At 69.1% G+C, this 22,680-nt stretch carries 20 protein-coding genes; 11 read left to right on the forward strand and 9 right to left on the reverse strand.

Translation table 11 applies throughout. The features are described 5' to 3' along the window. The first annotated feature begins 35 nt into the window (after nucleotides 1–35). From ftsA to recN, 6 genes are all read left to right on the forward strand, one after another. Entirely contained in the window at nucleotides 36–1,358 is a 1,323-nt protein-coding gene (ftsA, locus tag MFF24_RS03790) for a cell division protein FtsA (protein WP_108940792.1), read from the forward strand. 205 nt (nucleotides 1,359–1,563) lie between these two features. Then, on the forward strand, nucleotides 1,564–3,336 hold the full coding sequence (gene ftsZ / locus MFF24_RS03795) for a cell division protein FtsZ (protein ID WP_238222471.1): 1,773 nt from the start codon (nucleotides 1,564–1,566) through the stop codon (nucleotides 3,334–3,336). A gap of 363 nt (nucleotides 3,337–3,699) precedes the next feature. Beyond that, on the forward strand, nucleotides 3,700–4,641 hold the full coding sequence (gene lpxC / locus MFF24_RS03800; protein WP_133088289.1) for a UDP-3-O-acyl-N-acetylglucosamine deacetylase: 942 nt from the start codon (nucleotides 3,700–3,702) through the stop codon (nucleotides 4,639–4,641). Nucleotides 4,642–4,803: 162 nt separating this feature from the next. Continuing rightward, nucleotides 4,804–5,679, forward strand: coding sequence for an outer membrane protein assembly factor BamD (locus MFF24_RS03805; protein WP_108940795.1), 876 nt, complete (start codon nucleotides 4,804–4,806; stop codon nucleotides 5,677–5,679). A gap of 288 nt (nucleotides 5,680–5,967) precedes the next feature. Beyond that, nucleotides 5,968–6,876, forward strand: a complete 909-nt coding sequence (locus MFF24_RS03810; protein ID WP_238222472.1) for a glycosyltransferase family 2 protein — start codon at nucleotides 5,968–5,970, stop codon at nucleotides 6,874–6,876. A 60-nt stretch (nucleotides 6,877–6,936) separates the two neighbouring features. Further along, complete coding sequence (gene recN / locus MFF24_RS03815; RefSeq protein WP_238222474.1) at nucleotides 6,937–8,637, forward strand: DNA repair protein RecN; 1,701 nt, start codon at nucleotides 6,937–6,939, stop codon at nucleotides 8,635–8,637. Between the two features lie 78 nt (nucleotides 8,638–8,715). Here the strand turns inward: recN and MFF24_RS03820 are convergent, their stop codons facing one another. The 5 genes from MFF24_RS03820 to MFF24_RS03840 all read right to left on the reverse strand — a co-directional run bounded on the left by MFF24_RS03820 (nucleotide 8,716) and on the right by MFF24_RS03840 (nucleotide 13,740). After that, nucleotides 8,716–9,009 carry an RNA polymerase sigma factor region1.1 domain-containing protein gene (locus MFF24_RS03820; protein WP_012254285.1) on the reverse strand — a complete coding sequence of 98 codons (294 nt, stop codon included), beginning with the start codon at nucleotides 9,007–9,009 and terminating at the stop codon, nucleotides 8,716–8,718. A gap of 71 nt (nucleotides 9,010–9,080) precedes the next feature. Beyond that, nucleotides 9,081–9,353 carry a YiaA/YiaB family inner membrane protein gene (locus tag MFF24_RS03825; RefSeq protein ID WP_133088285.1) on the reverse strand — a complete coding sequence of 91 codons (273 nt, stop codon included), beginning with the start codon at nucleotides 9,351–9,353 and terminating at the stop codon, nucleotides 9,081–9,083. A gap of 29 nt (nucleotides 9,354–9,382) precedes the next feature. Further along, the gene (locus MFF24_RS03830; protein WP_238222476.1) at nucleotides 9,383–10,075 is read right to left on the reverse strand and encodes a PspA/IM30 family protein; all 693 of its coding nucleotides are present in this window, start codon (nucleotides 10,073–10,075) and stop codon (nucleotides 9,383–9,385) included. 145 nt (nucleotides 10,076–10,220) lie between these two features. After that, nucleotides 10,221–12,536 (reverse strand): FdhF/YdeP family oxidoreductase, encoded by a 2,316-nt coding sequence (locus MFF24_RS03835; protein ID WP_238222478.1) that lies wholly within the window; start codon nucleotides 12,534–12,536, stop codon nucleotides 10,221–10,223. 121 nt (nucleotides 12,537–12,657) lie between these two features. Further along, entirely contained in the window at nucleotides 12,658–13,740 is a 1,083-nt protein-coding gene (locus MFF24_RS03840) for a hypothetical protein (protein WP_238222482.1), read from the reverse strand. A gap of 327 nt (nucleotides 13,741–14,067) precedes the next feature. On the opposite strand from MFF24_RS03840, the gene dnaK reads away from it, so the two are divergent. The 4 genes from dnaK (at nucleotide 14,068) to MFF24_RS03860 (ending at nucleotide 18,805) form a co-directional block, all read left to right on the forward strand. Then, nucleotides 14,068–15,987, forward strand: a complete 1,920-nt coding sequence (dnaK, locus tag MFF24_RS03845) for a molecular chaperone DnaK (protein ID WP_166059777.1) — start codon at nucleotides 14,068–14,070, stop codon at nucleotides 15,985–15,987. Between the two features lie 237 nt (nucleotides 15,988–16,224). After that, complete coding sequence (gene dnaJ, locus MFF24_RS03850) at nucleotides 16,225–17,382, forward strand: molecular chaperone DnaJ (protein WP_108940803.1); 1,158 nt, start codon at nucleotides 16,225–16,227, stop codon at nucleotides 17,380–17,382. 158 nt (nucleotides 17,383–17,540) lie between these two features. Beyond that, a complete protein-coding gene (locus tag MFF24_RS03855; protein ID WP_108940804.1) occupies nucleotides 17,541–18,197 on the forward strand; it encodes a class I SAM-dependent methyltransferase in 657 nt (218 codons plus the stop codon). A 263-nt stretch (nucleotides 18,198–18,460) separates the two neighbouring features. Next, entirely contained in the window at nucleotides 18,461–18,805 is a 345-nt protein-coding gene (locus MFF24_RS03860) for a hypothetical protein (protein WP_238222483.1), read from the forward strand. Between the two features lie 109 nt (nucleotides 18,806–18,914). Here the strand turns inward: MFF24_RS03860 and deoA are convergent, their stop codons facing one another. Genes deoA through MFF24_RS03880 form a run of 4 tightly spaced genes read right to left on the reverse strand, consistent with a single transcriptional unit; the run spans nucleotide 18,915 to nucleotide 22,217 of the window. Continuing rightward, nucleotides 18,915–20,225, reverse strand: a complete 1,311-nt coding sequence (gene deoA / locus MFF24_RS03865) for a thymidine phosphorylase (protein ID WP_238222484.1) — start codon at nucleotides 20,223–20,225, stop codon at nucleotides 18,915–18,917. Beyond that, the gene (deoC, locus tag MFF24_RS03870) at nucleotides 20,222–20,992 is read right to left on the reverse strand and encodes a deoxyribose-phosphate aldolase (protein ID WP_238222485.1); all 771 of its coding nucleotides are present in this window, start codon (nucleotides 20,990–20,992) and stop codon (nucleotides 20,222–20,224) included. Before deoC ends, deoA begins: the two co-directional genes overlap by 4 nt. Before the next feature lie 9 nt (nucleotides 20,993–21,001). Further along, a complete protein-coding gene (locus MFF24_RS03875; protein WP_238222487.1) occupies nucleotides 21,002–21,814 on the reverse strand; it encodes a purine-nucleoside phosphorylase in 813 nt (270 codons plus the stop codon). After that, nucleotides 21,804–22,217, reverse strand: coding sequence for a cytidine deaminase (locus MFF24_RS03880; protein WP_238222492.1), 414 nt, complete (start codon nucleotides 22,215–22,217; stop codon nucleotides 21,804–21,806). Before MFF24_RS03880 ends, MFF24_RS03875 begins: the two co-directional genes overlap by 11 nt. Nucleotides 22,218–22,416: 199 nt before the next feature. Here MFF24_RS03880 and MFF24_RS03885 point away from each other — a divergent pair, with 199 nt between their 5' ends. Further along, nucleotides 22,417–22,641 (forward strand): DUF2093 domain-containing protein, encoded by a 225-nt coding sequence (locus MFF24_RS03885; RefSeq protein ID WP_108940810.1) that lies wholly within the window; start codon nucleotides 22,417–22,419, stop codon nucleotides 22,639–22,641. Nucleotides 22,642–22,680: the final 39 nt, after the last annotated feature.

Raw genomic sequence — 22,680 nt, forward strand, 5'->3', positions numbered from 1 at the left:
CCGTGTCCTGTCGCGTATCCGCCGAGTAGCGTCCGATGCAGACCCATCACGGCCTCACGCCGCGCCTGAAACCGCTCTCCGCCCGCCGGAGCGCGACGATGTCGGTGCTCGACATCGGCACTAGTAAGGTCGTGTGCCTCATCGCCGAGCTGCAGCCGGCCGAGGCGATGTCGACCCTGCGCGGCCGCACCCATCTCGCCCGCATCATCGGCATCGGCCACCAGCGCTCGCTCGGGCTCAAGGGTGGCGCCATCGTCGATCTGGAAGCCGCCGAGGGCGCGATCCGTCAGGCGGTCCACGCCGCTGAGCGGATGGCCAAGGCCGAGGTCCAATCGGTCATCGTCAATATTTCCGGCGGGCGCATCGCCTCGCAGCATTTCGAGGCGCGGGTGAACGTCCGCTCCGGCACCGTCACTGGCGCCGATGTCGAGCGCGTTCTGGAGACCGCGAGCGCCCACGGCGTCAGCCCGGGCCGGGCCGTGCTGCACGCCCTGCCGACCGGCTACGCGCTGGACGGCCAGGGCGCGGTGATCGACCCGTCCGGCATGATCGGTAATGCGCTCGGCGTCGATCTCCACGTCGTCACCGCGGAGGCGGCGGCCGCGCGCAACCTGATGCTGGCAGTCGAACACTGCCATCTCGGCGTCGACGCGGTGATCGCCACGCCCTACGCCGCCGGTCTTTCGGCGCTCGTGGACGATGAGGCGGAACTCGGCTGCGCCGTGGTCGACATGGGCGGCGGCACCACCAGCGTCGGCGTCTTCATGGGCGGCCACCTCGTCCATTGCGACGCGGTCGCGGTCGGCGGCCATCACGTCACCATGGACATCGCCCGCGGGCTCTCGACCCGCGTCTCCGTCGCCGAGCGGCTGAAGACCCTCTACGGCTCGGCCATCGCCACGGCCTCGGACGAGCGGGACATGATTGCCGTGCACGGCGTCGGCGAGGACGAGGGCGAGGCCCCCGGCCACGTGCCGCGCTCTCAGCTCGTGCGCATCGTCAAGCCGCGGGTCGAGGAGGTGCTCGAACTCGTGCGCGACCGCCTGCGTGGGGCGGGCTTCGGCGCCCAGGCCGGTCGCCGGGTGGTGCTCACGGGCGGTGCGAGCCAGCTCGTCGGCTTGCCGGAGACGGCTCGCCGCATCCTTCAGGGACAGGTCCGGATCGGGCGTCCGCTCGGCATCCGCGGCCTGCCGGAAGCCGCCAAGGGGCCCGCCTTCTCGGCCTCGGTCGGCCTGCTGGTCTACCCGCAGGTCGCGCATGCGGAGCATTTCGAGCCGCGGGGGCAGGGCGCCTTCGCCGGCACGGGAACGGACGGCTACATCTCGCGGGTCGGTCGCTGGATCCGGGAAAGTTTCTAGAGCGATTTCGCGCGAAGCGGGTCCGGTTCGCGTGACGATATCGCCTCAAGACAATGACTTGGGGGCGTTCCCGGCCTGACGGGACGGGCAACGGCTCCAAAGAAACGACCCCGCGCCGCCGCGAGGCCAGCGTGGGACAAGCAAGACAGGGCAGGCGTCGCAAGGCGTCGTTCAGGCAATCGAAAGTCACGAAGGGCAAGACCACATGGCCATCTCTCTTCAGGCTCCGGACATCCGGGAACTCAAGCCCCGCATCACCGTGTTCGGCGTCGGCGGCGCGGGCGGCAACGCCGTCAACAACATGATCGAGTCGGGCCTGCTCGGCTGCGAGTTCGTCGTGGCCAACACCGACGCCCAGGCGCTCACCTCCTCGAAGGCCGAGCGGGTGATCCAGATGGGCATCGGCGTGACGCAGGGCCTCGGTGCCGGCTCGCACCCGGAAGTCGGCTCCGCGGCGGCCGAGGAGGTCATCGACGAGATCCGCGACCAGCTCTCGGGCGCGCACATGGCCTTCATCACCGCCGGCATGGGCGGCGGCACCGGCACCGGCGCGGCCCCGGTCATCGCCCGCGCGGCGCGTGACATGGGCATCCTGACGGTCGGCGTCGTGACGAAGCCGTTCCAGTTCGAGGGCATGCGCCGGATGCGCACGGCCGAGGCCGGCATCCAAGAGCTTCAGGCGGCGGTCGACACCCTGATCGTCATCCCGAACCAGAACCTGTTCCGGGTCGCCAACGAGAAGACCACCTTCGCCGACGCCTTCGCGATGGCCGACCAGGTGCTCTACTCAGGTGTCGCCTGCATCACCGACCTGATGGTCAAGGAAGGCCTGATCAACCTCGACTTCGCCGACGTGCGCGCGATCATGCGCGGCATGGGCAAGGCGATGATGGGCACCGGCGAGGCATCCGGCGAGAACCGCGCCAACCGCGCGGCGGAAGCGGCCATCGCCAACCCGCTCCTCGACGACGTATCGATGAAGGGCGCCCGCGGCCTGCTGATCTCGATCACCGGCGGCTCCGACCTCACCCTGTACGAGCTCGACGAGGCTGCCACCCGCATCCGCGAGGAGGTCGATTCCGACGCCAACATCATCCTCGGCGCCACCTTCGACGAGAGCCTCGACGGCATCATCCGCGTGTCCGTCGTCGCCACCGGCATCGAGCCGGCGCTGATCTCGGCCGATTCTCCGAACAACCCGGAGATCGCTCAGACCGAGCAGCGCATCGCCGAGGTCGCCGAGCGCCTGCGCTCCGAGGCCCGCGCCCGCGCCTCCGCCGCGCTGAGCCCCGCCTCGACGCACCAGCCGGTGCAGCAGAGCGGGCACGCGTCGCTGCATCAGCCGGCGCCCCGCATGTCGGCCCCTGAGCCGCTGCTCGCCCCGAACGCGGGCCCGCGTGCCATGCTGTCGGAACCGGTGGCGCCCGAGCCGATGCGCGCCGAGCCCGCCCCGGCGATGCATCACCACGACGTCGTGCTGACCCAGGCCCCGGCCCGCTCCGCCGTCCCGGCCTACGAGCCGCCGGCCCCGGTCCAGGCCCACGAGCCGGCTCCGGTCGCGAACGGCCCCTACGTGCCGCCGCGTCCGCAGCTCGCCCGCCCGCCGCGCATGCCGCAGATCTCGGACCTGCCGCCCCACACCCAGGCGCAGATCCTCAAGAGCCGTGGCGAGGAGACCCAGCCGGAGCCGAGCCAGGACTCCAAGCGGATGACCCTGCTGCGCCGGCTCGCGACGGTCGGCTTCGGCGGCCGCCGCGAAGAGGCCGAGCCGGCACCGGCGCAGCCCGCCCGCGCCGCCGCTCCGGCCCCGGTCGCCGCACCGCGCGTCGAGCCGGCCCTGCGGGCGCCCGCGCCCCAGGCGCCGCAATACCGCCCGGCCCAGGGCAACCTGGATGCGCAGGGCCGCGCCCTGCCGCCGCGGATGATGGAAGACGACCAGCTCGAAATCCCCGCTTTCCTCCGTCGCCAAGCGAACTGAGGCGCGAACCGAAAAGCGTTTCGGCTGTGGATTGATGGGGGCAACCCTGCCCCCATCGGCCGTCGGTGAGGTGTTTCGGCAACAGACCCGGGATCGCAAGATCCCGGGTTTATCTACTTGTTAAGACACTGATCACAAAATGCTTTTCAAAGATCGTGGCGAAACCGTGGCTGTAACAGAACGTAAGAATCCGTGATTTGGCCGCCCTGTTTGCCACAGCTATACACCATGCCGGAACGACAGAAGGCGCGCTTGGTCGACCGACCGGCAGCGCTCGCAGAGGCTTCAAGCAGCGGACGGACTTTCCCACACCGCGCCCCTAGACGGGGATGCGCGGGAAGGATCCTGGCCGAGGGCTAAGGTATGCGGACGAACCAACAAACAACGCTCAAAACGTCCGTGACCCTCACCGGAATCGGAGTCCACTCCGGCAACCCGGCAGAGATCACGATCCACCCCGCCAAAGCCAACCACGGTATCGCCTTCCTCCGGACGGGCACCACCACCGGCAACGACCGGCTCATCAAGGCCCACTTCGCCTGCGTCTCCGCCACCGAGCTGTGCACCGTCATCGGTGACGTCGAGACCGGCGCCGTCGCCACCATCGAACACCTGATGTCGGCCCTCTACGGCCTGGGCGTCGACAACGCGCTGATCGAGATCGACGGCCCCGAGATGCCGATCCTCGACGGCAGCGCCCGCCCCTTCGTCACCGCCATCGACAGCGTCGGCCTCACCACCTGCGGCGCGCCGCGCCGCTGGATCAAGGTGCTTCAGCCCGTCCGCATCGAGGCCGGCCGCGCCTTCGCCGAGCTCCGCCCGATCGACCGCGGCTTCCGCCTCGACGTGGAGATCGACTTCGAATCCCCGGTGATCGGCCGCTCGCGCAAGGCGATGGATCTGACCCCGGCCGCCTACCGCCGCGAGATCGCCCCCGCCCGCACCTTCGGCATGATGAAGGACGTGGAGCGCTACTGGAAGGCGGGCTTCGCCCTCGGCGCCTCCCTCGACAACACGGTCGCCGTCGGCGAGACCGCCGTGGTCAATCCGGAAGGCCTGCGTTTCGCGGACGAGTTCGTCCGCCACAAGTTCCTCGACGCGGTCGGCGACCTCGCGCTGGCCGGCCTGCCGATCCAGGGTGCCTACCGCTCCTATTGCGGCGGCCACCGCATGAATGTCGGCATCCTCGAAGCCCTGTTCGCCGACCGCGCGAATTACGCCATCGTCGAAGGTCAGGGCACCCGCCGGGAGCCGGCCCGCGCCGAGTTCGGCCTCGGCATCGCCGCCTTCGCCGCGGAACTGTAACCGCCGCGCCACATCGGCCCTCGATCCACGTTTTCGGCGGAATCCCTTAACGGTCTCCGCCGTCTTGCCGTTTTGGCGCCCGAATCGGCCTCCACCCGTGAAAGCCTGCGCGTAGGTCGCGCCGCCTCGAAGCGGCCGGGCCTGACAGGGAATTTGACCGCGATGCCTCTGACCTTCCCGACCCGTGGCGCGATGGCGGCCGTGCTCCTCAGCCTCGGCCTCGGTCTCGGCGGCTGCGATGCCCTCGACCCGACCAACCTCTTCGCCGAGAAGTACAAGCCCGAGGCGGTGCCGGACACGCCGGCTGACAAGCTCTACAGCGAGGGCTTGGCGAAGATGGAGGACAAGGACTACGAGAACGCCGCCAAGCAGTTCGAGCAGCTCGACAAGCAGTACACCTATTCCGACTGGTCGCGGAAAGGCCTGCTGATGACGGCTTACGCGAACTACGAGAGCGCGAAATACGACGACGCGATCACCGCCTCGAAGCGCTACCTGCAGCGCCACCCGGCGAGCAAGGACGCGGCCTACGCCCAGTACCTGATGGCGATGTCGCAGTATAAGCAGATTCCGGACGTGACCCGCGATCAGGAGCGCTCCGAGCGCGCCCTCGTCGCCCTCCAGGAACTGGTGCAGAAGTACCCGACGTCGGAATACGCCGCCGACGCCAAGGCCAAGATCCAGATCACCCGCGACCAGCTCGCCGGCAAGGAGATGGAGGTCGGGCGCTTCTACCTTCAGAAGCGCGCCTTCCCGGCCGCGATCAACCGCTTCCGCGACGTGGTCAGCAAGTACCAGACGACCCGCCACGCCGAGGAGGCGCTGGAGCGCTTGGTCGAGGCCTACATGGCACTCGGCCTCACCGCCGAGGCGCAGACCGCGGCGGCCGTGCTCGGCCACAACTTCCCCGACAGCCCCTGGTACCAGGATGCCTACAAGCTCCTGCAGACCGGCGGCCTGGAGCCGCGAGAGGAGAAGTCCTCCTGGCTCAGCAAGATCTATCGCGGCGTGATCGGGCGGACCGCCGCTGCTGACTGACGACGCTGGAGCGTCGTTCCGAACGGTCGCTTCCGGCTTTCGGACAACGCTGATGTAAAAGTCAGAGCCAGAGCATCGTCCCGGATCCTGTATCCTGGGCGATGCTCTGGCGTTCCCGGCGGCAGCGCGCGGCGAGACCCGAAGCGAGCGACCAAACTCCGTATGAGCGGCTTCGAAGGCTCGCTTACCGTGACGGAGAGGGCAGGGAGCTCGCATGCTTGCGGTGAAGCCGCCCCGCCCGTTTCCACCCCCCGACCCGTCGGCAGATTCCAGGACACGCTGCCTGCCATGAAGGCCATTCTGCGCTGGCGCAGAGCCCTCGCCGACCATAGCCTGCGCAAGAAGCCCGACGCGGTGACCCTGGTCGCGATTGCCCGCAACGAGGGTACCTATCTCGTCGAGTGGCTCGCTCATCATCTCGCGATCGGCTTCGACCGCATCGTCGTCTATGACAACGAGAGCCAGGACGATACCCGCGCCCTGTTCAAGGCGCTGAGCCCCCGCGATCTGCGGCTGCGACGTATTCCCTGGCCGTCACCCCTCGACAATTCGGCGCAGGTGCTGGCCTATCACCACGCCCTGACGGGTCTCGCGACGCCCTGGGTGATGTATCTCGACCTCGACGAGTTCCTCGTGCCGTTCGGCCATGCCGATATGGCCGGCCTGATCGGCTCGCTGCCCGAAGACGTATCGAGCCTGCATGTGAACTGGCGCAGTTTCGGCTCCTCCGGCCATACGGAACCGGGCTACGGGTTGATCACCCGCGCCTTCACCCGCTGCGCGCCGCACGGCTGGGGCAACCACTATCACTTCAAGACGCTGGCGCGCGCCCGAGACATCTCGGCCGTGCGCATCCACGATGTCTGCCACCATCGCGGCCGGCGGGTGTTGTCGGACGGAAGGGGCTTTGCCAACACCTCGGACGGGACGTCGGACCGCGTCGTTTATGAGGGCGTGCAGATCAACCACTATCAGTGCAAGACGCTGCCGGAATTCCAGGCGCGGATGCGGCGCGGGGATGCGAACTTCCCCAACGGCCATCCCGGCCGCCTGCGCGACGAGACGCTGGCGCGTTTCGAGGTGCTCGACCGCAACGAGACGGAGGACCACGCCATCCGCGCGTTCGACGCGCCGTTCGAGGCCGAGTACCGGCGACTCTGTGCCATCCTCGGCCGGGACCCCGCACTTTCCGGGTGAAGTCTCCGTGGCTTGCGGCTACACCCGCGCACAATCCAAAAGGGGCTCTGGCGCCGCTTCATGCTCGTCCAGCTCGCGATCCGCGACATCGTTCTGATCGACAAGCTCGAATTGACCTTCTCCGGGGGGCTCACCGTTCTCACGGGCGAGACCGGTGCGGGCAAATCGATCCTGCTTGACGCGTTCGCCCTGGCGCTCGGGGGGCGCGGCGATGGCGGGCTCGTGCGGCAGGGCGAGGCGCAGGGCGGCGTCACCGCCGTGTTCGACGTAGCGGCCGATCATCCCGCCCGTGCCGTCGCCGCGGCGGCCGAGATCGACACCGACGGCGACCTGATCCTGCGCCGCACCCAGTTCGCCGACGGGCGCACCCGCGCTTTCGTCAACGACCAGCCGGTCGGCGTGCAGACGATGCGGGCGATCGGCACGGCGCTCGTTGAGATCCACGGCCAGCACGACGACCGGGCGCTCGCCGACCCCACCACCCACCGCTCCATCCTCGACGCCTTCGGCGGGTTGCAGGGTCCGCTCAATCAGGTCGCCGCTGCGGCCAAACGCGTGCGCGCCGCTCGCACCACCCTGTCCGAGCAGCGCGCGAGGGTCGAAGCGGCGCAGAAGGAGGCCGATTTCCTTCGTCACGCGGTCGAGGAACTCGGCACCCTCGACCCACAAGCGGGCGAGGAAGCGATGCTCGCCGAGCGCCGCACGGTGATGCAGCAGGGCGAGAAGGTCGCCCGCGAGCTGAACGAGGCGCTCGACCTCGTCGGCGGCTCCGGCTCGCTGGTGCCGCACCTTTCCTCCGCTGTGCGCCGGCTGGAACGACGCAGCGCGACCGTGCCGAGTCTGGTCGATCCGAGCATCGCAGCGCTCGACGCCGCCCTCGTTGCGCTGGACGAGGCCCGTGCCGCCCTCGACGCGGCGGTGCTCGCGGCCGAGTTCGACCCGCGGGAGCTGGAGCGGGTGGAGGAACGCCTGTTCGCCCTGCGCGCGGCCTCTCGGAAGTATTCGGTGCCGGCCGACGATTTGGCCGACCTGCGCAGCCGCTACGATGCGGATGTGGCCGCACTCGATGCCGGGGAGCAGGCGCTCTCCGGGCTCGAAGCGGAGTTGGACGCCGCGGAAGCCGCCTATGCCCAGGCCGCGAAGAAGCTCGGCGACGGGCGGCGCAAGGCGGCTAAAGCCCTCGACGCGGCGGTCCAGGCCGAGCTGCCGCCGCTGAAGCTGGAGGGCGCCCGCTTCATCACCCAGATCACCGTGGACGAGGCCTCGCGCGATGCCGCCGGCACCGAGCGGGTCGAGTTCTGGGCGCAGACCAATCCCGGCACCCGCGCCGGACCGATGATGAAGGTGGCCTCGGGCGGCGAGCTGTCCCGCTTCATGCTGGCGCTCAAGGTGGTGCTGGCCGGCAAGGGTTCGGCGCCGACCCTGATCTTCGACGAGATCGATACCGGCCTCGGTGGCGCGGTGGCCGACGCCATCGGCGCACGGCTCGGCCGTCTCTCGGAACAGGTTCAGGTGGTGGCGGTGACGCACGCGCCGCAGGTGGCCGCTCGCGCCTCGACACATTTCCGTATCGCCAAGGACAGCGTGAAGGGGAAGGCGGCCAAGGGCGCGGAGAAGGGCTCCGAGCGGGTCATGACCCGGGTGGTCGGGCTCGCAGCAGATGCGCGCCGGGAAGAGATCGCCCGGATGCTGGCCGGCGCCACCGTCACCGACGAGGCCCGCGCGGCGGCGGCGCGGCTGCTCCAGGGGGCCGAGGGTTAGCGTCGCTCACAGAACGCCCGCCGCACTGCCCACTGCCGAGGCGAAACCGCCGGCGAGCGGGAGTTTCGTAAGGCCCTCTCAGTCGCCCTCGTCCAGTTCGATCCCATACTCCGCCAGCACCCAGAAGATCGCCTCTAGATCGTCGGCGGTCACATCGCGGGGCGGCAGCGCTTCTTCGAGGTCGTCGTAGGTCAGCGAGCGGCGGCGCTCGGCATCCGCCTTGGCCAGCAGGCGGTCGACCGTCATGCGGATGTCGGCCGGCAGGGCGTCGTGGCTCGGCAGCACGATGCCGCCGGCCGGGCGCAGGGCGTCGCTGAGCAAGCGATCGATGATCGCCTGCCGCCGCGCGTGAGCTCCGTCCGAACTGTCCATGCCACCGAATATGGACCGTCGCGGGCGCGCGTCGAGTCTCCCTCGCGCGCCGTCTCACCTCATCTCGTTCGTCACTCCTTGCCGACCGACATCAGTAGGCGCTCGGTGCGGGCATCCTCGATGCGGTTGACCATGCGACGCCCCTCATGGACGTCGCGGAGCGTCTTGGTGGCGGTGATGCAGGACTGGATCAGCATCACGGTGCCCATGGCGAGATACCCCTTCATCCAGAAGTCGAGGGGCATGAACAGGATGCCGAAGCCGACCAGCGCGGCGGAGGCGACGAAGGAGGCTTGGGTGAAGACGACCCAGGCGCCGGTATGCTGCGCCGTTTCTTGGGACATGGCTTTGTTCCTTGAAAGGGGAGGGGAGATCAGACGGCGGCGGCGTGCTCGGCCTCCGCGCGGCCGCGCAGGCGGGCCAGCACGTCGTCGGAGGAGGGACGGGTCCGAGGCCCGAAGCCCGCGCGTTCGAGGCGCTCGGCAATCGTTTCCTCGGGCGTCTCGATCGCGGCGAGTGCCGCATCGGCATCCGTCGCCTCGGCCTGGATTCGCTGGAGCCGGTCCAGGGTGGCCTCCGCCTCGCGCAGGCTGGCATTTCCGCCCACGCTCTGCCGCCCGCGCAGACGCCGGACGGCTTCCGCGGCTGCCGCAACCCGGCGCCCGCGCTCAAGAGCCGCCTGGCGCCGGGTCGCGTCAGCGAGCACCGTGCGCATCCGCGTCACTTCCGCGGCGAAGGTCGCCTGCGCGGCGCGGAGTGCGTCCCGCTCAGCTTCGAGGCTTGCTATGGCTTGGGCCGCCTCGCGGGCGAGATCCTCACGGCCCGCCGCGAGGGCGGCCACGGCGCGGGCTTCGAGATCCTCCACGCGCGCCTCGACTTCGGCCAACCGGCGGGCCTCGGCGGCGTCCCCGGCCATCGCCGCAGCCAGCGTCCGCCGGCTCCGCTCCAAGTCGGCGGCGGTCTCGCGGATCTGCTGATCGAGGACGAGGAGGGCGTGGCGGTCGTGGGCCTCCTCGCAGGCCTGGGCGTCGGCGCCGCGGGCAAGCGTTCGCAACAGCGTCAACATGGCATCACTCCAAAGGCGTGACCGCCTGGTCACACCATCATGAGTGCGCTCGGTTTGCACGGTGTACAAGTGATGATTTGCACATCGTGCAATATAAGTGATCGCTCATCGTGTGCCGTCTGGCTTCAGCCAGGCGGCTGCGGCCTCAATCCCGCACGGCCAGTTCCGCCGCCTTGGCGATCCGCACGGGAATCGCCTTGGCCGCCGGGACCTTTGCCTGGGCGTCGTGGTGCCAGAGCGGAATCAGCACGTTCAGTTCCGGGTAGTAGCCGGCACAATTCCCCTCGGGGATGTCGTACTTGACGATCCTCAGACCCTTCACCTCCCGGGCGAACTCGTCGGCGGCTTCGGTCACGACATCGACGGTCTCGCCGTCGGCGAGTTGCAGGCGCTCGATGTCGTTCTCGTTCATGAACAGGATCTGCCGGGTGCCTTTCACGCCGCGAAAGCGATCGTGGTAGCCGTAGATCGTGGTGTTGAACTGGTCGTTCGAGCGCAGCGTGATGAGGTCGAGCACGTCGCGCCGGTCGCTCTTCATGTCCGGATCCATGTCGAGCCCGTCCGGCGGCACCACGAAGTTGGCTTTTCCGGTCTGCGTTTCCCATTTGCGCTCGCGGGCGGCGAGCGGCTTGTGCAGTCCGCCGGGCTCGAACAGGCGCGCGTTGAAGTCCTTGAACTTCTCCGGGTAGGTCGCCTCGATGGCGTCACGCACCTTGGCATAGTCGCCGACCCAGGCGTTCCAATCGACCTTCGGGTTTGGGGCCAGCGTCGCCTTGGCGAATTGCGCGACGATCCAGGGCTCGGAACGCACATGGTCGCTGATCGGCGAAGCCACGCCGCGCGAGCCGTGGAAGCAGGAGGTCGAGTCCTCCATCGACACGGCCTGCGGGCCGCTGGCCTGCTCATCGATCTCGATCCGCCCAAGGCAAGGGAGGATGTAGGCGATCTCGCCGTGAACGAGGTGCGAGCGGTTGAGCTTGGTCGAGACCTGCACGGTGAGTCGAATCCCGCGCCACGCCTCCTCCATCCGCTGCGTGTCGGGGACCGCCCGGATGAAATTGCCACCAAGCCCGATGAATGCCTTCACTTTGCCGGCGATGACCCCCTCACAGGTCTCGATCGTGTTCATCCCCTTCTCGGTCGGCGGCTCGAAGCCGTACATCGCCTTGAGCTTGTCGAGGGGCACAAGCGACGGCTCATCGGCGATGCCGACGGTGCGCTGGCCCTGCACGTTCGAGTGACCGCGCACGGGGCAGATACCGGCGCCGGGGCGGCCGATATTGCCGCGCAGCAGCAGCAGGTTGACGAACATCTGCACCGTCTCGGTGCCGCGGCGGTGCTGGGTCAGGCCCATGCCGTAGATGCCGATCACCGCCCGCGCACGGGCGTAGACGGCGGCAGCCGCCTCCATCCCCTCGCGCTTCAGGCCGGACTTCGCCTCCAACGCCGGCCATTCGAGCCGGTCACAGAATTTCTCGAATTTCTCGAAGCCGTGGGTGTGCTCGCTGAGGAAGTCGATATCGAGGACGCGCGGGCGCCCCTCGTTTTGCGCCTGCCGGTCCATGGCGAACAGCGCCTTGCAGATTCCGGCAATTGCCGCGATGTCGCCGCCCGCCTTCACCTGATGGTACTGGGTCGAGATCTGCGTCGAGGACCGCGTCAGCATCTCGATCGGCGATTGCGGGTTGGTGAAGCGTTCGAGCCCGCGCTCCCGCAGCGGATTGAAGGTGATGATCGGAACACCCCGCCGCCGGGCATCCTGCAGCGGGTGCAGCATCCGCGGCGAATTCGAGCCGACGTTCTGGCCGAAGAACAGGATCAGGTCGGTGGCTTCGAAATCCTCCAGAACCGTTGTCCCGACCGGCACACCGATCGATTGCGGCAGCGCTTTCGAGGTCGATTCGTGACACATGTTGGAGGAGTCGGGCAGGTTGTTGTTGCCGTACATGCGCGCGAACAGCGCGTACATGTAGCTCGTCTCCAGCGAGGCCCGGCCCGAGGAGTAGAACACCGCGGCCTTCGGATCCTCCTCGCGGATGGCCTTCAGCTCGCGGCCGATCTCCTCGAAGGCCTGCTCCCAGGAGACGGGAAGGTAGCGGTCGCGCTGCGGATCGTAGCGCAAGGGATGGGTGATGCGCCCCTTCTCCTCAAGGTCGTAATCGGCCCAAGTCAGAAGCTCGGTGACCGAGTGGCGCTCGAAGAAGTCGGGCCCGATGCGCTTGCGCGTCTGTTCCCAGGCGGTCGCCTTGGCGCCGTTCTCGCAATACTCGAAGGTTGCGGGCTTGGCCGGCTTCGACCAGGCGCAGGACACGCACATGAAGCCGCCCGGCTTGTTCTGCTTCATCAGCATCGCCGCGCCGGACGCCGGGATCTCCTCGCGGGTCAGGATCTCGACGAGGGAGCGGGCCGAGCCCCATCCGCCGGCCGGGTCGGTATAGGCTTCGATCTTCTGGTCGGGCATGGCCGGGCTCGCTTTGGGTGACCTCGGCGCAACACAAAGGTGAAACGCCGGGTTCCACCCGTGCGACGACAGCTCCGACCCCACCGCGGATGCCCGCCATCGTTGCGGGCGGCGACCGACCCTACTGTTCGGCGAAGGGCTCCGCTCCCGGCGAATCCGGGTTCATGCCCTCGACCGGAGCGCGACTGCGGCGGGGCCGCGGCGCCGTGTTAGCGGCGGTCGGCGCGGCCGTGTTGGCGCCGAGCCGTGCCGCGAGCGCGATCGCCCGCGCCTCGGTGAAGCGCAGGTGACAATAGCCGTGCGCCCCCTCGCGGGCATAGGTCCGGCACGCCTGCTCGCGGTCGGAGGAGAAGGCCGCCTGCTCCTGCACGATCGGCCGGATATCGCTGCCGCGCGAGCGCTGGGTCATGATCTTGTAATTGTCGCGCACCGCCTTGTCGGCGACGCCGCGGGCAGTGTCGAACTCACCCGCCTGCGGGATCAGGCTTGCAGCGCCCGGCCCCCACAGGCCCGACGGGGTTGTCTCGCAATCCGCCGCGGTGAAGGTGCAGGCCGGTCCCGAGCCCAGCGGCGTGGCGAGCACGCTGCCGTCGAGGATCTCGAAGCGCAGCGGGCATTCGGCGCTCGCCACCGAGAAGCGGGAGACGCCCTGCGCGCGGCCCTCGGCGCTCAGCGGCACCGGCCTGCCCTCGTTGAGCTTGACCGTGCAAGTCTCGGTCGGCTGCGAGATCTTGGTGCCCGGCAGGCTCATCAGCGCCGTGTAGGCCGCGCCGTTCCGCTCGATCTTCAGGGAGCCTTTCAGCCCGTTCAGCAGCAGTTCCTGCCCGGCGACGTTGTCCTCGGCCGGCACGCGCAGCACCACCGGCTGGCGCGGCTGGGCCGGCGCGCTCGGCCGCGTCTCGGCCCCCTCGCCGGGGACGGGCGCACCCGGCTCGACCGGTTGCGGCGGCGGCTGGACGGGCACGTTGCGCGGCGGCTGCGGCGGGCGCGCCGCCCGCCCGATACCGAACAGCTCCTCGAAGAAATTCTGCGCCCGCGCCGGGGTGGACGGCGTCACAGCCAGGCCGGCGAGCACGAGCAGCGTCCCGGTCGCGGCACGAGCCGGGCGCGCCGTCCTCCAGGCCTTGCGCGCGGACATTCTCTCGGAGACGGGCAGGAACATCAGGCCGTCGGCCTCCCGGTTTGAAGCCACTTCACGGGCCATGTGCCGTCGTCATACCACGTCACCCGTGGCGCGGACGTGGCAGCCTGGCAACAAACAAGCCTCTCCCGACGGACCTCATTCCGAAAATCGCCTTGACGCGGCGGAGGATGGCAACCGTCGCTCAACCGTTCGGCGCCGTTCTTGCGGCGGCGTAGCCGTCTTCTTATATGCGGCGGGACACGGGACGAAGCCTGGGAAGCACAGCCCGCCAGGGCGATGCGCTTCGGATCCATCCCGTTTTCAAACCTGATGTTTTTGTACCGCCATGGGTCGAGCTGCTTCGGGGCTCGGCGGTCTGCTTGAAAAATCCAACAGAGGGATCCCACCATGGGTAAAGTAATCGGTATCGACCTCGGCACCACCAATTCCTGCGTGGCCGTCATGGAAGGCACGCAGCCGCGGGTCATCGAGAATGCGGAAGGCGCCCGCACCACTCCGTCCATCGTCGCCTTCACCGACGATGGGGAGCGCCTCGTCGGCCAGCCCGCCAAGCGGCAGGCCGTGACCAATCCGGAACGCACCTTCTTCGCGATCAAGCGTCTGATCGGCCGGACCTACGACGATCCGCTGACGCAGAAGGACAAGGGCCTCGTGCCCTACAAGATCGCCAAGGGCGACAACGGCGACGCCTGGGTCGAGGCCGACGGCAAGAAGTACTCGCCCTCGCAGATCTCGGCCTTCACCCTTCAGAAGATGAAGGAGACCGCCGAGTCGCATCTCGGCCAGCCGGTGACGCAGGCCGTCATTACCGTCCCCGCCTACTTCAACGACGCCCAGCGTCAGGCCACTAAGGATGCCGGCAAGATCGCCGGCCTTGAGGTGCTGCGCATCATCAACGAGCCGACGGCCGCCGCACTCGCCTACGGCCTCGACAAGAAGAAGGCCGGCACCATCGCGGTCTACGACCTCGGCGGCGGCACCTTCGACGTGTCGATCCTCGAGATCGGCGACGGCGTGTTCGAGGTGAAGTCGACGAACGGCGACACCTTCCTCGGCGGCGAGGACTTCGACAACCGCGTGGTCGAGTACCTGACCGCCGAGTTCAAGAAGGAGCAGGGCATCGACCTGACCAAGGACAAGCTCGCCCTCCAGCGCCTCAAGGAGGCCGCCGAGAAGGCCAAGATCGAGCTGTCCTCGGCGACGCAGACCGAGATCAACCTGCCCTACATCACCGCCGACGCCACCGGTCCGAAGCACCTCGCGCTGAAGCTCTCGCGCGCCAAGTTCGAGAGCCTCGTCGACGATCTCGTGCAGCGCACGATCGAGCCCTGCCGCAAGGCGCTCAAGGATGCCGGCGTCTCGGCCTCCGAGATCGACGAGGTCGTGCTCGTCGGCGGCCAGACCCGCATGCCCAAGGTGCAGGAGGTCGTCAAAGCGTTCTTCGGCAAGGAGCCTCACAAGGGCGTCAACCCGGACGAGGTCGTCGCCATCGGCGCCGCGGTCCAGGCCGGCGTGCTCCAGGGCGACGTGAAGGACGTGCTGCTGCTCGACGTGACCCCGCTCTCGCTCGGCATCGAGACGCTGGGCGGCGTGTTCACCCGTCTGATCGACCGCAACACCACGATCCCGACCAAGAAGTCCCAGGTCTTCTCGACGGCCGAGGACAACCAGAATGCGGTCACCATCCGGGTCTTCCAGGGTGAGCGCGAGATGGCGGCCGACAACAAGCTGCTCGGTCAGTTCGACCTCGTCGGCATCCCGCCGGCGCCCCGCGGCATGCCGCAGATCGAGGTGACCTTCGACATCGACGCCAACGGCATCGTCAACGTGACGGCCAAGGACAAGGCGACGAACAAGGAGCACCAGATCCGCATCCAGGCCTCGGGCGGACTGTCGGACGCCGACATCGAGAAGATGGTCAAGGATGCCGAGGCCAATGCCGAGGCGGACAAGAAGCGCCGCGAGCTGGTCGAGGTGAAGAACCAGGGCGAGAGCCTGATCCACGCCACCGAGAAGTCGGTCGCGGAGTACGGCGACAAGGTCTCGGCCGCCGACAAGGGTGCCATCGAGTCCGCCATCACGGCGCTCCGCTCCGCGCTCGAGGGTGAGGACGCCGAGGGCATCAAGGCCAAGACCAACGACCTGATGCAGGCCTCGATGAAGCTCGGCGAGGCGATGTACGCCGCCTCCCAGGCCGAGGGTGCGCCGGGCGCCGAGGGTGCCGCGGCTTCGGCGGAGAAGAAGGACGACGTCATCGACGCCGACTTCCAGGAAGTGGACGAGAACGAGCGCAAGAAGCGCGCTTAAGTCCGCATGATGAGACGGGAGCGGTGCGCCAGCGCCGCTCCCGATCATTTTTTACCGTCAGCGGCGCGAACGGCTTGATCCTCGGGCAAGGCTCGGGGATCAACGGTGCCGAGCGTCCGAGAGAAGCGAAGGTCGATCCGGCCCGTCCCGTTCGAGTCGGGAGGCGGATCGCGGCGCGGCCGAAGCCCGACATGCGAGTCGGCAGCCGGCGCGAACGAGAGGCTCCAGGGGCCGGGAATGTCGAAACGGGACTATTACGAGGTCTTGGGCGTCGCGAAGACGGCCTCGGAGAGCGAGCTGAAGGTCGCCTTCCGCAAGCTGGCCATGGTGCATCATCCGGACCGCAATCCCGGCGACAAAGAAGCCGAGATCAAGTTCAAAGAAGTCAACGAGGCCTATCAGTGCCTCTCCGACGGCCAGAAGCGTGCGGCCTACGACCGGTTCGGTCACGCCGCCTTCAGCCAGGGCGGTGCGGGCGGCCCCGGATTCGGCAACGAGTTCGGCGACTTCATGTCGGATATCTTCGAGAACTTCTTCGGGGATGGCCGCGGTGCACCCGGCGGCGGGGCTGGCCGCGGACGCGGCGGCGCGCCGGGCCGCGAGCGCGGGGCGGACCTGCGCTACAACCTCGAGATCAGCCTCGAAGAGGCCTTCGCCGGCAAGACCGAGACCATCCGGATCCCGACCTCGATCGCCTGCGAGACCTGCTCGGGCACGGGGGCCAAGGCTGGCTCGAAGCCGCGCACCTGCTCGACCTGCGGCGGCTACGGCCGAGTGCGGGCGGCGCAGGGCTTCTTCGCCATCGAGCGGACCTGTCCGAACTGCCACGGCCGCGGCGAGGTGGTGGACGATCCCTGCCCGTCCTGCTCGGGCGCCGGCCGGGTCAACCGCGAGCGCACGCTCTCGATCAACGTGCCGGCGGGCGTCGATGACGGCTTGCGCATCCGGCTCGCGGGCGAGGGCGAGAGCGGCCTGCGCGGCGGACCGGCGGGCGACCTCTACGTCTTCCTCTCGATCAAGCCGCACCCGTTCTTCCAGCGCGACGGGGCCGACCTGTTCTGCCGCGTACCGATCTCGATGGTGACGGCGGCGCTCTCGGGCGAGATCACCGTGCCGGTGATCGACGGCTCGCAGACGCAGGTCCGCATCCCGGCCGGCACGCAAACCGCCAAGCAGTTCCGGATCAAAGGCAAGGGCATGCCGGTGCTGCGCTCGCGCGAGGTTGGGGACCTCTACATCCAGGTCTCGGTGGAGACGCCGCAGAACCTGACCAAGCGCCAGCGCGAGCTGCTGCAGGAATTCGACCAGAGCGCCTCGGACGAGAATCACCCGGAGAGCGCCGGGTTCTTCTCCAAGGTGCGTGACTTCTTCGTGAGCGGTGCGACGCGGGCGTGATCCGTGACGCCCCTCCGGGATCAAACCCGAGGCTCCACCGGTTATGATCGCGGCTCATCGCTGCGATCATGCACCCGATGCCGGTAGCGTAGCTTGACTGCCCGCGGGTTTTCGTCGTCTAGCCTGTGCCAACCATGATGAGCCGAGGACCTTCGGACGTGCCGCCGCTTCGCCGTTCCAGTGCCCGAGCCGTCGCCGCCGCACGCGTCATCCGTGAGCGCAAGGATCCGCTGGAGGACGAGGCGCGCTTCCTGCGCTCCTGGTTCGAGCGCCCGCTTGTCACCGGAGCCGTGACGCCGTCGGGCCGGATGCTCGCGCGCACCATGGCCTCCTACGCCGACCCGAACGTCGCCGGCCCCGTGATCGAGCTGGGACCCGGCACGGGCCCCGTGACCGAGGCACTGATCCGCCGCGGCTTCGATCAGGACCGCCTCGTCCTCGTCGAGTTCAATCCCGATTTCTGCACGCTGCTGCGCCGGCGCTTTCCCGGCGTGACGGTGATCTGCGGCGACGCTTACCGGATTCGCGAGACCCTGCGCGACCGGCTCGAAGGCCTTTGCGCCGCCACGATCTCCAGCCTGCCGCTGTTCACCAAGCCCCTGGAGCAGCGCCTCGACCTCCTCCAGGGCGCGCATGACCTGATGCATCCGGGCGCGCCCTTCGTGCAGTTCACCTACGCGGTGGTGCCGCCGATTCCGGCCAAGTGCGAGGCGGGCAGCTACACGGCGAGCCGCTCCAACAAGGTCTGGCTCAATCTGCCCCCGGCCCGCGTCTGGGTATACCGGCGGCCCGAGCCGAAGGCCGGCACCGTCTGACGTTCCGGATACGGCGCGGGCGACCGAAAGATCTTCCGCATCCCGTCCGCTGCGGCCGATGGGATTCCGAACAGGACTGACCGCGAATCGAGCCGATCTCTGTCGTCATGACGGCAGCGGGAACGAGGCGTGCGCTCTTCGTCATCGAGCGGGGGCGGCCTTGTTTCCCATTGTACGGATTCCGCTCAGTACGCGTTCATCCGCCGGGATCTAGCTTCGCTCTCAAGGCCGCCCTGAACGGCCCGATGAACGGAGGTCACACGATGTCGGAATCATCCTCTAAACGTCGCTCCCGTTTCGCGCTCGCCGCCCTCGCGCTGATGGCTGGCGGCCTCTTCGGCGCCAACGCCGCCAACGCCGCCCCGCTGGCGCCGGCTCCAGCCACGGCCCTTGCGTCGGAGGCGACGGTCGAAACGGTGCAGTGGCACCACCATCATTTCGGCCACCGCCATCATCCCCGGCACTGGGGGCATCGCCACCACCATCACGGACACTGGGGCCACCATCGCCGCCATTGGGGCCACCATCATCACGGCTGGGGCCACCGCCACCATCATCGCGGTCATTGGGGCCACCGCCGCCACTGGGGCCACCACCATCACTGGTAGACGCGGCGGTTGAAGCGGTTCGGATGAGGCGAAAGCCCCATCCGAACCACCTCGGGGGCAAGCAGCATTTCCCTGGAATCCAAGAGGATGCCTCCGACGCGCATGCGCGTCAGCCGAGACGTTCCATCACCGGCTCGCAGGCCGCCGGTGCTTCTCCACCGATCCGATAGGCCTGCCGCAAGGCCGCCTCGGCCCGCGCCGCGGCGGCCTCGTCGGCCGCATGGACCATGCCGATCGGATCGTCCTTCGCCAGCCGGTCGCAGGGCCGTGCGAGATCGGTAAAGCCGACGCGCGGATCGATCGCGTCCTGCGGCCGGGTGCGGCCGCCGCCGAGGCCGATGACCGCGAGGCCGACGGCGCGCGTTTCGATGCGCTCGACCACCCCCGAAGCTTGCGACGTCACCGGCCGCACCACCGGCGCCCGCGGCAGGTAGCGGTCCGCTGCCTCCACGAAGTCGGCCGGCCCGCCGAGGGCCGCCACCATCCGCGCGAACACCGCGCAGGCCGCTCCTGAATCGAGCGCCGTCGTCAGACGCTCCTCCGCCTCCACACGAGTCGCGGCGAGCCCGCCGATCACCAGCATCTCGGCGGCGAGCGCCAGCGTGACGGCATGGAAACGCGGCTCGCGGGCGCGACCGGTGAGGTAATCGACGGCATAGGCCACCTCGACGGCGTTGCCGGCGCTGGAGGCAAGCGGCGCGTCCATGTCGGTGATGAGCGCGCCGGTGCGCAGCCCCGCGGCGTTCGCCACCGTGACGATGCTCTCGGCGAGCGACCGCGCCTCCGCCCGGCTCGCCATGAAGGCGCCGGAGCCGGCCTTCACGTCCATGACGAGACCCTGAAGCCCCGCCGCGAGCTTCTTCGAGAGGATCGAGGCGGTGATGAGGTCGAGCGATTCCACCGTCCCCGTCACGTCGCGGATTGCGTAGAGGCGCCGATCGGCGGGCGCGAGGTCGGCGGTCTGACCGATGATGGCGCAACCGACCGCCGCCGTGACCCGACGGAAGCGGTCGAGGCCGGGCGCGACGTCGTAGCCGGGGATGCTCGCGAGCTTGTCCAGCGTCCCGCCGGTATGGCCGAGGCCGCGCCCGGAGATCATCGGCACGTAGCCGCCGCAGGCCGCCACCATGGCCGCGAGCGGAAGGCTCACGGTGTCTCCGACACCGCCGGTGGAATGCTTGTCGAGGACGGGTCCGGAGAGGTCCCACGCCAGCACGGTACCCGAATGGGTCATGGCTCGGGTCAGCGCCACGCGCTCGTCGCGGGAGAGGCCGCGGAAGAACACCGCCATCGCGAAGGCGGCAGCCTGCCCCTCCGTCACCGCATCCCGTGTCAGCCCCTCGATGAAGCCGGCGATATCGGCCTCGGTGAGAGCGCGGCCGTCGCGCTTGTCGCGGATGATCTCCTGAGGAAGCCTCATGGCGCGGCCTCGACGGAGCGGACGAGTTCGGCATGGAGCGCGCTGGCGCCGATTCGAAAGGTGCTCGGGCCCACCCAATCCGGCCCCATGACCCGGTCGGCGAGGGCGAGATAGGCGCCCGCATCCTCGATCCGGCGCAGGCCGCCGGACACCTTGAGCCCCGCCGGCCGGGCGCCGTGGGCGCGAATCGCCGCCAGCATGGTCTCGGCCGCCGGCAGCGTGGCCGAGACCGGCGTCTTGCCGGTGGAGGTCTTGATGAAATCGGCGCCGGCGTCCAGCGACAGGCGGCTCGCCTGCGCGATCAGCGCCGGGTCATCCAGCTCACCGGTCTCCAGGATCACCTTGAGGAGCCGGCCGACGCACGCGTCGCGCACGGCCGCGACCATGGCGCGGGCGCTCTCCGCCTCGCCGCGCATCAGGGCACGATAGGGCAGGACGAGGTCGATCTCATCGGCACCGTCGGCGAGGGTGGCGCGGGTGTCCGCGACCATGCGCTCGATGTCCTCACCGCCCTCGGGGAAGTTGATCACAGTGGCGACTCGCACGCCGCTGCCGCGTAGCGCCCGAACCGATCCCGCGACGAAATCGGGCCAGACGCAAACGGCCGCGACGCCGCTCGCGCGGGCTTTTCCGCAAAGGTCTTCGACTGCGGCGGCGGTGGAGGTGTCGCTCAGGTCGGTGAGATCGAGCAGCGGCAGGGCGCGCCGGGCCAGGGCCGCCCTGGCCAGGGTCTGGGCCTGCGGAGAAAGAGGAGCTGAAGCGGTCATCCGCGTTCCTTACGCTTCGGGTAGGCGGCCGACGAAAGCGGCGGCGAGGCGGGCGAGATCCGCCCCGGCCTGGGCTGCGACCGCCTTGGTCTCGGCGTGGTGCGGATCGCCGCCCGCGATCCCCGCCGCGAAGTTGGTCACCACCGAGACCGCAACCACGGGCAGGCCGAGGAAACGGGCGAGAATCGTCTCGGGCACGGTGGACATGCCGACGAGGTCGGCGCCGAGGATCCCGGCCATGCGCACCTCGGCCGGCGTCTCGAAGCTCGGACCGGAGAACCAAGCATAGACCCCAGTCGCGAGCGGCAGGCCGATGTCTTCGGCCGCCGCGCCGAGAGCGGCGCGCAGGCCGGAATCGTACGCCTCCGTCATCGGCACGAAGCGGGCGTCGCTCGCCTCGCCGATCAGCGGGTTGAAGCCCGACAGGTTGATGTGGTCGGAAAGCATCACGAGGCGGCCTGGGCCCACTTCCGGCCGCAGCGAGCCGGCGGCGTTGGTAAGCAGGAGCCGTTTCGCCCCGAGCGCCCGCGCCGCAGCGAGCGGCACCCGCATGGCGGCGGCATCGCCGCGCTCGTAGGCATGGGCCCGCCCCTCGAAGACGAGGACCGGCCGGCCCGCAAGACGTCCGCGATGCAGCCGGCCGCCATGGCCGGTCACGCCGGGCGCAGGGAATCCGGGAATCGCCGCGTAGGCGAGGCTGCGGCGGTCCTCGACCGCCTCGACCAGGGCACCGAGCCCGGTCCCGGTGACGATCGCCAGGGCGTAGGGGAAGGCAAAGCCCTCCGCCCGCAGATGCGCGATCGCCGCTTCCTCAGGCGCCATGGGCGAGATGCTCCGGGCCGAAGGAGGCGGGCAGCAACTGATCGAGCGTGTAGCGGGCCTGCACAGCCTCAGGACTGCCCGAGAGGATCGGCGTGCCCGGATGAGCGAATTCGCGGATGCGCTGGCGGCAGGCGCCGCAGGGCGTGACCGGATCGGGACTGTCGGCCACGACGAGAATCGCGCGGATCTCTCGGCCGCCGGCCGCGATCATCGCGGCGATGGCGCCGGCTTCGGCGCAGGTGCCGACCGGGTAGGCCGCGTTCTCGACGTTGCAGCCGGCATGGATGCCTCCGGCCTCGTCCAGCAGCGCAGCGCCCACGGAAAAGCCCGAATAGGGCGCGTGAGCCCGCTCGCGCACCGCGGCGGCGGCTTCGAACAGGGCATCGAGATCGGGCTCGGTCACGGACAATTCCGGAGCGACGTGAGGCGCGTGGTTTCGTTTGACCCGAAGGCGGGGGCCTGTCGAGGGGCAGGCATCGACAGAGCCCCGCGCGAGACTCTTGGTCTCGCATCATCTCATCCCGAAAGCCGCATTCCACCTTTCGGGATGATGCTCTAAGGCAATCCGAGCGCGCGCGGGCGCGGCACCGGGAGGCCAGACAATGCTCGGACGCTACGATCGGGGATCGACCGGCGGCGAGGCCAAGGTCGAGTACGGCGATGGCACCATGCGCGTGGTCAAGCCCGGCACCTATGTGCGCTGCGCGGTGACGGGCGAGCCGATCCAACTCGACGCGCTCCGCTACTGGAACGTCGATCGCCAGGAGGCCTACGCCACGCCCGAGGCGGCGATGCAGCGCCTGAAGGAAATCGGCGCGGCCCGTTGAGGGCACGACCCACTGCCGAGACCCTCGTCACGAAGGGCT

It is taken from the genome of Methylorubrum aminovorans (genome assembly GCF_022179725.1).
In the GTDB taxonomy this organism is placed as follows: domain Bacteria; phylum Pseudomonadota; class Alphaproteobacteria; order Rhizobiales; family Beijerinckiaceae; genus Methylobacterium; species Methylobacterium aminovorans.

What these genes read in the sequence shown, in the direction of transcription:
- lpxC (WP_133088289.1), top strand. Translation starts at nt 3,700, where the DNA reads ATGCGGACGAACCAACAAACAACGCTCAAAACGTCCGTGACCCTCACC.
- dnaJ (WP_108940803.1), top strand. Translation starts at nt 16,225, where the DNA reads ATGTCGAAACGGGACTATTACGAGGTCTTGGGCGTCGCGAAGACGGCC.
- MFF24_RS03825 (WP_133088285.1), bottom strand. Translation starts at nt 9,353, where the DNA reads ATGTCCCAAGAAACGGCGCAGCATACCGGCGCCTGGGTCGTCTTCACC.
- ftsA (WP_108940792.1), top strand. Translation starts at nt 36, where the DNA reads ATGCAGACCCATCACGGCCTCACGCCGCGCCTGAAACCGCTCTCCGCC.
- MFF24_RS03885 (WP_108940810.1), top strand. Translation starts at nt 22,417, where the DNA reads ATGCTCGGACGCTACGATCGGGGATCGACCGGCGGCGAGGCCAAGGTC.
- MFF24_RS03820 (WP_012254285.1), bottom strand. Translation starts at nt 9,009, where the DNA reads ATGGACAGTTCGGACGGAGCTCACGCGCGGCGGCAGGCGATCATCGAT.
- ftsZ (WP_238222471.1), top strand. Translation starts at nt 1,564, where the DNA reads ATGGCCATCTCTCTTCAGGCTCCGGACATCCGGGAACTCAAGCCCCGC.
- dnaK (WP_166059777.1), top strand. Translation starts at nt 14,068, where the DNA reads ATGGGTAAAGTAATCGGTATCGACCTCGGCACCACCAATTCCTGCGTG.
- MFF24_RS03875 (WP_238222487.1), bottom strand. Translation starts at nt 21,814, where the DNA reads ATGGCGCCTGAGGAAGCGGCGATCGCGCATCTGCGGGCGGAGGGCTTT.
- deoC (WP_238222485.1), bottom strand. Translation starts at nt 20,992, where the DNA reads ATGACCGCTTCAGCTCCTCTTTCTCCGCAGGCCCAGACCCTGGCCAGG.
- MFF24_RS03840 (WP_238222482.1), bottom strand. Translation starts at nt 13,740, where the DNA reads ATGGCCCGTGAAGTGGCTTCAAACCGGGAGGCCGACGGCCTGATGTTC.
- deoA (WP_238222484.1), bottom strand. Translation starts at nt 20,225, where the DNA reads ATGAGGCTTCCTCAGGAGATCATCCGCGACAAGCGCGACGGCCGCGCT.
- MFF24_RS03835 (WP_238222478.1), bottom strand. Translation starts at nt 12,536, where the DNA reads ATGCCCGACCAGAAGATCGAAGCCTATACCGACCCGGCCGGCGGATGG.
- MFF24_RS03805 (WP_108940795.1), top strand. Translation starts at nt 4,804, where the DNA reads ATGCCTCTGACCTTCCCGACCCGTGGCGCGATGGCGGCCGTGCTCCTC.
- MFF24_RS03830 (WP_238222476.1), bottom strand. Translation starts at nt 10,075, where the DNA reads ATGTTGACGCTGTTGCGAACGCTTGCCCGCGGCGCCGACGCCCAGGCC.
- MFF24_RS03810 (WP_238222472.1), top strand. Translation starts at nt 5,968, where the DNA reads ATGAAGGCCATTCTGCGCTGGCGCAGAGCCCTCGCCGACCATAGCCTG.
- MFF24_RS03860 (WP_238222483.1), top strand. Translation starts at nt 18,461, where the DNA reads ATGTCGGAATCATCCTCTAAACGTCGCTCCCGTTTCGCGCTCGCCGCC.
- recN (WP_238222474.1), top strand. Translation starts at nt 6,937, where the DNA reads ATGCTCGTCCAGCTCGCGATCCGCGACATCGTTCTGATCGACAAGCTC.